Source organism: Dokdonella sp. (assembly GCF_039926425.1).
Classification (GTDB): domain Bacteria; phylum Pseudomonadota; class Gammaproteobacteria; order Xanthomonadales; family Rhodanobacteraceae; genus Dokdonella_A.
This window is the reverse complement of the sequence record NZ_JBDSWZ010000245.1, coordinates 22,005-30,344: the sequence shown is the minus strand read 5'-3', so window position 1 is coordinate 30,344 and position 8,340 is coordinate 22,005. Positions and strand designations below refer to the sequence as shown.

Below are 8,340 nucleotides of genomic sequence, written 5' to 3'. Positions count from 1 at the left end.
CACTCCGCCAATCGATGGTTCGCATGCGAGACCTGAGCGCAGCAATGAAGCCAGCGATGTGCTGGATGATCCTGGTTGCCTTGCTGGGCACGACTGCGCTCGTCTACTGGCCCGGCCTGGCGGGCGGCTTCGTCTACGACGACACGAGCTTCATCGTCGGCAACGACGCCGTGCATGTCGCCACGCGACACGTGCGCGACTGGGCTGCCGCCGCGTTCTCGTTCCCCGGCGGTGTGCGCCAAGGGCGATGGCTCGGCATGCTGACATTCGCGGCCAACCACTATCTTGGTGGGCTCGACCCGTATGGCTTCAAGCTCACGAATCTGGCAATTCATTTATTGAACGGCGTGTTGCTGTTCCTCGCGATGCGCGCATTGTTCGACTTCGAGCATGCTGCCCGGCGTGAAATCGGGACGGCAGCGGGATTCGACGGATCGCTGGCAGCTGTGGCGATCGCCGGTCTGTGGTTGGTGCTTCCAATCAACCTCACCGCAGTGCTCTACGTTTCGCAGCGGCTCGAATCGTTGTCCAACACGTTCGTCTTCATCGGGCTGTGGTGGTACCTGCGTGCGCGCCTCACGCATTGGCGCGGTGAAGGCGGAGCATTGGGCATGTGGGCCAGCCTTCTGGCTTGTACCGGAATCGGGGTTCTCGTCAAGGAATCTGCGGTGTTGCTTCCGCTCTATGCCGCATGTGCTGAATTGACGCTTGGCCGGGGTCGTAACCGTGACGGTGCACCGAGTCGTGTGATCTTTCTCGTGTACGGCACATTGCTCGTTCTTCCGGCAATTGTCGGGTCGCTGTGGCTCGTGTCGTGGATATTCGGGCCGACTACCTATGCGCGTCCGTTCGGCACATGGCAGCGCCTCATCACGGAGGCGCGCGTCCTCGTGGAGTACGTCCATTGGATCATCGCGCCCAGCCTTGACGCGCTCACGCTCGATCACGACGACATTCGGGCGTCCCGTGGACTGTTCGATCCGCCGTCGACAATCGTGGCCATCAGTGCGCTGTTTTCGCTGGCGGCGTTGGCCGTTGTCCAGATCAAGCGCAGGCCTCTGTTTGCGCTTGGCATCCTGTGGTTCTTCTGCGGTCATCTTCTGACGGCGACCGTGATCCCCCTCCTTCTCGCGTTCGAGCATCGCAACTATTTTCCATCCGTAGGCCTGCTGCTTGCTTGCACGTCCCTGGTCGCGCTTGAAGGTCCATTGAAGCGGTCTTCCATGCAAATCGCGCTGGCAATCGCACTCGGCAGCTTCTACGCGATCACCACGCGTCTGCGTGCTGACGAATGGTCAGATCCCATGCGTCTTGCCTTCAGCGAGGCAAGCAAGCGCCCCCAATCCGCGCTCGCGCAATATGGCTTTGCCGTGGCGCTGATAGAGGACGCACATGCGAACGGACAGCCGTCAATCGACGCAGCAATTCTCACGTTGGAGAGATATCGGCATTTGCCGGGCGCAGGCATCGCATACGAACAGGCGCTGATCGCACTCAGCACAGATTCTGGTCAAGGCGCAGATCCTGACTGGTACCGATCCATCCTCGATAAATTGCGCGCAGCTCCTGCCTCGGTGCAGGACGCCAAGGCGCTGCAGCAGCTCAACGCATGTTTTGCGAGCAGGAAATGCAAACAGGACGGGTCATTCCTCGACCAGGCGTACGCCGCAGCCATGTCGTTCCCTCATGCGTCTCCGGTGCTGCTCTATTCGCATTCCCAGTACGCGGCGTTCCTCCGGAACGACTATTTGCAGGCGGAGAAAGACCTCAGGGCTGCGATCGCCTTGTCGCCGTTCGACCCATCGACCAGAAGTGCACTTGCAACGATCCTGATCGACAGCGGACAACGTCCCGCAGCGCGCGTCGAACTGGAACAGCTCAACCGGATCAATTATTTCGGGCAGCTCGACGGCACGATCGGGGCGATCAGGACCCAGCTCGACAAGTAGAGAGCGTGGAGTGGGTGACGTGTCCGAACGACGACGTCAGCGTGCTTCCGCTCAATCGTCCGGAAGGCCGTCGGCAAGTCGTATGTAGCGACGATGCAGGATCAGCACCTTGGCGCGCAGCTCGTCAACGGTGCCATCGTTCGACAGAACGTCGTCTGCGATCGCAAGGCGCTGCTCTCTCGAAGCCTGCGCATCCAGCATCGAGTCTGCCAACACCGGGGTGATGCGTTCCCGGGTCAGCAGTCGCGCTCGCTGGGTTGCGCGCGTGGTGTCCACCACAAGGACTCGATCGACCCATTCGTAAGCTGCACTTTCCACCAGCAACGGAATGACTGTCAGCGCATAAAGCTGCACGGGCATCATCACACGTCGACGAATTTCAGCGCGCACGGCCGGGTGGAGAATTGCTTCGAGGCGACGACGGTCGCTGGCCGACTTGAAAATGCGTTCGCGCATGCGTCCACGATCAAGAGCGCCGTCACTCGTGAGCACGTCGCGCCCGAACTCCGCGATGATCTGCGCGAGTGCGCCCCCGCCCGGCTGAACAAGCTCCCTCGCCACGATATCGGCATCCACCACAGTTGCGCCGAGATCCGCGAAGTACGCGGAGACCACCGACTTGCCACTGGCGATGCCGCCCGTCAGCGCGACGACAAATGGAACCTTGTTCACGGTGTGGTCGTTGCCGGAAGCTGACTCATCTCGATCGCCCACCGCACGTGTCACGCCAGTCCGAACACTGCCGAGTAGAACGCGCCGAGCCAATCGCCGAAGACGAACCATGCCCAACCGGCGACTGCGATGAACGGTCCGAACGGAATCGGCGTGCTGCGATCTCGCCCCTGCAACGCGAGCGCCGTTCCTCCAACGATGGCTCCGACCAGAGACGACAACAGAATGATCGGCAGCAACGCTGTTGCGCCCATCCAGGCGCCGAGTGCGGCGAGCAACTTGAAGTCGCCATATCCCATGCCCTCCTTTCCCGTCGCAACCTTGAACAGCCAGAACACGGACCACAGGCTGAGATAACCCACGGCTCCACCAATGATCGCGTCGGAACTCGTCACGAACATCGATGTGAGGGAAACAAGGAGCCCAAGCCACATCAGCGGGAGCGTGAGCTGATCGGGCAGCAACTGTGTCCTCGCGTCGATTCCAGACGCTGCAATGAGTGTCCATGTGAACGCTAGGCCGGCCGCGAGTGGCCATCCGAATCCGAATCGCCACGCAATTGCCGCCGAGGCAATGGCGCTCAACAACTCGACGAGCGGATATTGCCAGGAGATCGGCGTGCGGCAGTAGCGACAGCGTCCTCGCAGTGCCAACCAACTGATGAGCGGAATGTTATCGAGCGCCGACAGCGCATGCTTGCACTGCGGACAATGCGACCCGGTAAAAACGAGGTCGGGTGGTGGCACCTCAGGCGCCTGTTTGTCGGCCAGGAGGTCGACATCGAGCAATTCGCGCGCTTGCACGCGCCAGTCGTGTTCGAGTCGTCTGGGAAGACGAAGGATCACGACGTTGAGGAAGCTGCCGACCAGCAGGCCCAGAATCGTAACGGACGAGATCAGAACGGCGGGGATCTGCAGCCAGTCGAGTTCAGTCATGGACATACGCGGTCAACGTCGAGCAGGGGGCGTGCAGACGACCACGCAGCATGTCGCAAACCGACTGCGTTCGACCGCCGAGCGTATCAAAAACGGTTCCGGCAACGATGCCGAAGTTCATGCCTTCGACATCGTGGAGAAGCGCCCGACGAGATTGCCAAGGCGCCGCGATTCCGCGATCAGCCGACCACCGAGCCGAGCTTGAAGATCGGCAGGTACATGCCGACGACCATGCCGCCAACGATCACGCCGATGAACACCATGATCATCGGTTCCAGCAGGCTGGAGAGTGCGTCGACCGCGTTGTTGACTTCGGTTTCGTAGAACTCGGCGATCTTGAACAGCATTTTATCCAGCGCACCCGCTTCTTCGCCGATTGCGACCATCTGGGTGACCATGCTCGGGAACAGATCGGTCTGCTTCATGGCCAGCTGAAGCTGATGACCGACCGCAACGTCCTCGCGGATGCGCTTCACAGCGTCGTTGTAGACCACGCTTCCGGTCGCATTCGAGACAGAGTCGAGAGCTTCGACCAGGGGAACGCCGGCCCTGAACGTCACGCCAAGCGTCCGCGCGTAGCGTGCGATTGCCGATTGCCTGAGGATGAGCCCAACTACCGGCAACTTCAGAAGCGAGCGTCCGACAAAGTGGGCAAAACGATCGGAGCGCTTGTACAGCGTGAGGATCGCGAAGACCACGCCGCCAAAGATCAGCGCCACCATCCACCAGTACGACACCATGAAGCGCGACATGTTGACCAGCATCTGGGTGAATGCCGGCAAGTCCGCGCCGAAGTTCTTAAACACGGCCTCAAACTGCGGAATGACGAAAATCAGCAGGATGCACGACACCAGGATGGCAATGGACATCACCGCAGCAGGGTAGAACATCGCCTTCTTGATCTTGCCCTTGATGTTCTCGATGTTTTCCTTGTACGTGGCGATCGTGTCCAGGATGGTATCGAGCACGCCCGCGCCTTCGCCGGCCTTCACGAGGTTCACGAACAGCTCGTCGAAGTAGACCGGGTACTTGCCAAGCGCTTCGTTCAATGCCGAACCGCCCTCGATATCCGTTTTGATGTCCGTCAACATCGCTTTCATGCGCGGATTGGACTGGCCGCTCGCGACGATCTCGAATCCCTGCACCATCGGCACGCCTGCAGCCATCATCGTTGCAAGCTGGCGCGCAAACACCGCAATGTCGCGTGGCGTGACCTTCTTTCCTGCACTGCCAAAAAGCGGCTTGGCTTTCGGCTTGACGACTTGCGGATTGATTCCTTGCGCGCGCAATTGCGCCTTGACAAGGCTGGCGTTCTTGCTGACCTGCTCACCCTTGATGCGCTGGCCGCGCTTGTCGAGGCCGACCCAGGTGAACGTCTGCATCTCGCTGACCTTCGCGCGATCGCGGCCTTTTTTGGCGCGGGCGGCGAGTGCGGCAGCGTTGGAAGCCTTGAGGGCGGTTGCGGTAGCCATGATGTCAGTCCTTGGTGACGCGGTTGATTTCGGCGAGGCCGAGAATGCCTTGTTTTGCTTTCAGCAGTGCGGAAGCGCGAAGATCGCGGATCCCCTCTTTTTTGGCCTGCTCGTCAATTTTCAGGGCGCTGCCGCCATCGAGAATGATGCGTTGAATCGCTTCGGTCATCGGCATCACCTGATAGATGCCGGTTCGGCCCTTGTACCCTTCGTTGCAGCCGGAACAACCGACCGCTTCATAAATCTCGAGTCCGTCGTCGATCTCGGCCTGCGTGAAGCCCTCGGCCAGCAGCGCGGCGGGCGGCAGCTTGAGCGGCTTCTTGCAATCGTGCAGGCGACGCGCGAGACGCTGCGCAATCACCAGCGACACCGAAGAGGTGATGTTGTACGGCGCGATCCCCATGTTCATCAGGCGCGAAATGGTTTGCGCTGCATCGTTCGTATGCAGGGTCGACAGCACCATGTGACCGGTCTGCGCCGCCTTGATTCCGATTTCCGCAGTTTCCAGGTCGCGGATTTCGCCGACCATGATCACGTCCGGATCCTGGCGAAGGAATGACCGGAGCGCAGCAGCGAAGGTCATGCCCCGCTTCACGTTCTGCTGCACCTGATTCACGCCGGCGAGCCGGATTTCAACCGGATCCTCGACCGTCGAGATGTTGCGCCCTTCGGTATTGAGGATATTGAGCGCCGTATACAGCGAGACGGTTTTTCCCGAACCGGTCGGCCCGGTGACGAGCACCATGCCGTACGGCTTGGCGATCGCATCCAGAAACAACTGTTTCTGATCGTCTTCGTAGCCGAGCTTCTCGATGCCCATCTTCGCGGCCGACGCATCGAGGATACGCAGAACGATCTTCTCGCCGAACAACGTGGGGCAGGTGCTGACGCGGAAGTCGATGGACTTCGTCTTCGACAGGTTGAGCTTGATGCGGCCGTCCTGCGGAACGCGCTTTTCAGCGATGTCGAGGCCGCTCATCACCTTGAGGCGCGACGAGATGCGCGGACTCAGTTTTACCGGGGGTGCGGCCACCGCACGAAGCATTCCGTCCATGCGATAGCGCACGCGGTAGGCGGATTCGTACGGCTCGAAATGGATGTCCGACGCTCCGCGCTTGATCGCATCGACCAGCACCTTGTTGACGAACTTCACCACCGGCGCGTCTTCTGCGCCGCCGTTGGCATCCACGCCGGTGGACTCGCCATCGTCGTCCAGTGACCCGAGTTCGAGATTCTCGAGCCCTTCCGAATCGCCCAGATCCGTGATGGTCTGGCTGTTTGAATTCAGCGCAAGGTCGATCGCGCGTGCGAGCTGGCCATCGTCGACGAGAATGGGCTCGATGATGTGGTTCGACTGGAACTTGATCTCGTCGAGCGCGCGCAGATTCGTCGGATCGGCCACGCCGAGAAACAGCCGATTGCCCCGCTTGAAAAGCGGCAGCGCCTTGTGTTTCGTGATGAGGTCCTCGCGGACCAGCTTCATCGGCAACTGGTTCAAGTCGAGGCTGTCGACGTCGATCAGCGGCATGCCGAACTCGGCCGACGATGCCATTGCCACCTGGCGGCTGGACACCATTGCGTTTTCGATCAGCCACGCGCCGATCGGAATTTTCTGCCGCGCAGCGTCTTCGGCTGCACGCCGGGCGTCGGTTTCGGCCAGCAGGCCATCTGCCACGAGGCGCCGCGCAATGCCCGAAAGGCTGGCCAATGGAGGCGTATTGATCTGAGTAGCCATAGGAATCGGCTGTAAACCCCTGAGTTGATGACGAATGTAACGCAAAAATCAGGCCATGAACATGACGCCCGTCCACATCCCGGCAAACATTTGTCGCGCAGGCTGGTCCCCCGGCATTGGGCGTCCCACAGCCTCTTCTTCTGCTGCGGAGCGGCGTCCGCAGCCGGCGTCGCTTCCATCCGCGAAGCGAGGACGATCGGTGAAGGTACGTTTCACACCCGGAGCAGCGCCCGGCCTCGCACGGCGTCCGTGGATGAAAATCACCGGCATTCAGCAGCGCCTGCCCCAATCACTCCAGCCCATTGCATATGCAGAGGTGAGTGCTGCTGCCACTCGCTTCGAACCGCTTAGCCTGGGCGAGCTCGTGCCAAGCCCGATCAGCGGCACAACTAGCGACAGCCGCCGCCAAGGATCGCGCGAATCCCCCGCGCAGCTGCTGCGCCCTAGCGACGGTGACCGAAGCAGGTTGAATCTTTCCCTCTTGGCGAAGACCGCCCACCCTCCAGGCGCATCCGCGCCTCCCAGCTGAAGGTGCATGGACGATCGCGCCGCTCAAAGGCTTCAAGTCGTCGTTTGAAAGCACATCTGCGAGTGACTCCACGTGTTCCACTACCGCCGTCGCGAATAATTGCCGAAAGCGGTTGCTGCGGGCAGTATGCGACCGGGTCGCGCACATTCCTTTGCGGCCGGGGGGTCACTATGCTCAGCATCATCCTGCCGTCGAAAAACGAGGCTGCAGCGCTCGTCGCGTTGCTGCCCCGGCTTCGTGCGGCTCAGCCCGATGCAGAGATCATCGTAGTCGACGATGGATCGACCGATTCGACTGCAAGCATTTGCGCCGAGGCCGGCGTGCGTGTCGTCCGACAAGCCTACTCGATGGGGAACGGAGCGGCGATCAAGCGTGGGGCGCGAGCCGCAAGCGGCGACATCCTCGTATTCATGGACGCCGATGGACAGCACGATCCGGCATTGATCGATCGGCTGCTTCTCCGTCTGAATGACGGAATGGACATGGTCGTCGGCGCACGCGACTGGTCCGGCCAGGCAGGCGTCAGTCGCGGTGTCGCCAACGCAATCTACAACTGGCTTGCGACCCGCATGACTGGTTTCGAAGTGAAAGACCTGACCTCCGGTTTCCGCGCGGTACGTGCTGACAAATTCCGCGAATTCCTGCACTTGCTACCAAACGGATTTTCGTATCCCACGACCAGCACGATGGCGTTTTTCCGCAGCGCCTATGCGGTCGCGTACGAGCCGATTCCGGTAGCGAAGCGCATCGGCAAAAGCCACATCAAGCCGATCCGCGACGGCTTCCGCTTTTTCCTGATCATTTTCAAGATAGCGACGCTCTATTCGCCACTCAAGCTTTTCGTGCCGGCGAGCGCGGCGTTCTTCGTGCTCGGACTCGGCTATTACGCCTACACCTTTTTGACAATGCACCGTCTCACCAACATGAGCGCTCTGCTGTTTAGCGCCTCGGTCATCGTGTTTCTGATCGGGCTGATTTCTGAGCAGATCACTGCTCTAATGTATCGTCCGGGCGATTAAGCCCTGCGTGCTAGGCTTAGCCGCATGAC

At 60.6% G+C, this 8,340-nt stretch carries 6 protein-coding genes; 2 read left to right on the top strand and 4 right to left on the bottom strand.

From position 1 onward, the window contains the following. On the top strand, positions 1–1,949 hold a 1,949-nt coding region (locus tag ABIV12_RS14140; protein ID WP_348060405.1), incomplete at its 5' end, for a hypothetical protein. Positions 1,950–2,000: 51 nt separating this feature from the next. Here the strand turns inward: ABIV12_RS14140 and coaE are convergent. The 4 genes from coaE to pilB form a co-directional block, all read right to left on the bottom strand. Continuing rightward, positions 2,001–2,621 carry a dephospho-CoA kinase gene (gene coaE / locus ABIV12_RS14135; protein ID WP_348060403.1) on the bottom strand — a complete coding sequence of 207 codons (621 nt, stop codon included), beginning with the start codon at positions 2,619–2,621 and terminating at the stop codon, positions 2,001–2,003. Between the two features lie 50 nt (positions 2,622–2,671). Beyond that, a complete protein-coding gene (locus tag ABIV12_RS14130) occupies positions 2,672–3,556 on the bottom strand; it encodes an A24 family peptidase (protein WP_348060402.1) in 885 nt (294 codons plus the stop codon). 179 nt (positions 3,557–3,735) lie between these two features. Continuing rightward, positions 3,736–4,938, bottom strand: a complete 1,203-nt coding sequence (locus ABIV12_RS14125) for a type II secretion system F family protein (protein ID WP_348060407.1) — start codon at positions 4,936–4,938, stop codon at positions 3,736–3,738. Positions 4,939–5,032: 94 nt separating this feature from the next. After that, complete coding sequence (gene pilB / locus ABIV12_RS14120) at positions 5,033–6,763, bottom strand: type IV-A pilus assembly ATPase PilB (protein WP_348060400.1); 1,731 nt, start codon at positions 6,761–6,763, stop codon at positions 5,033–5,035. Between the two features lie 699 nt (positions 6,764–7,462). On the opposite strand from pilB, the gene ABIV12_RS14115 reads away from it, so the two are divergent. Continuing rightward, entirely contained in the window at positions 7,463–8,311 is an 849-nt protein-coding gene (locus ABIV12_RS14115; RefSeq protein ID WP_348060395.1) for a glycosyltransferase family 2 protein, read from the top strand. Positions 8,312–8,340: the final 29 nt, after the last annotated feature.

Bases quoted from the DNA above. Each gene is read 5' to 3' on its own strand.
- ABIV12_RS14130 (WP_348060402.1), bottom strand. From the start codon at position 3,556: ATGACTGAACTCGACTGGCTGCAGATCCCCGCCGTTCTGATCTCGTCC.
- ABIV12_RS14125 (WP_348060407.1), bottom strand. From the start codon at position 4,938: ATGCAGACGTTCACCTGGGTCGGCCTCGACAAGCGCGGCCAGCGCATC.
- pilB (WP_348060400.1), bottom strand. From the start codon at position 6,763: ATGGCTACTCAGATCAATACGCCTCCATTGGCCAGCCTTTCGGGCATT.
- ABIV12_RS14115 (WP_348060395.1), top strand. From the start codon at position 7,463: ATGCTCAGCATCATCCTGCCGTCGAAAAACGAGGCTGCAGCGCTCGTC.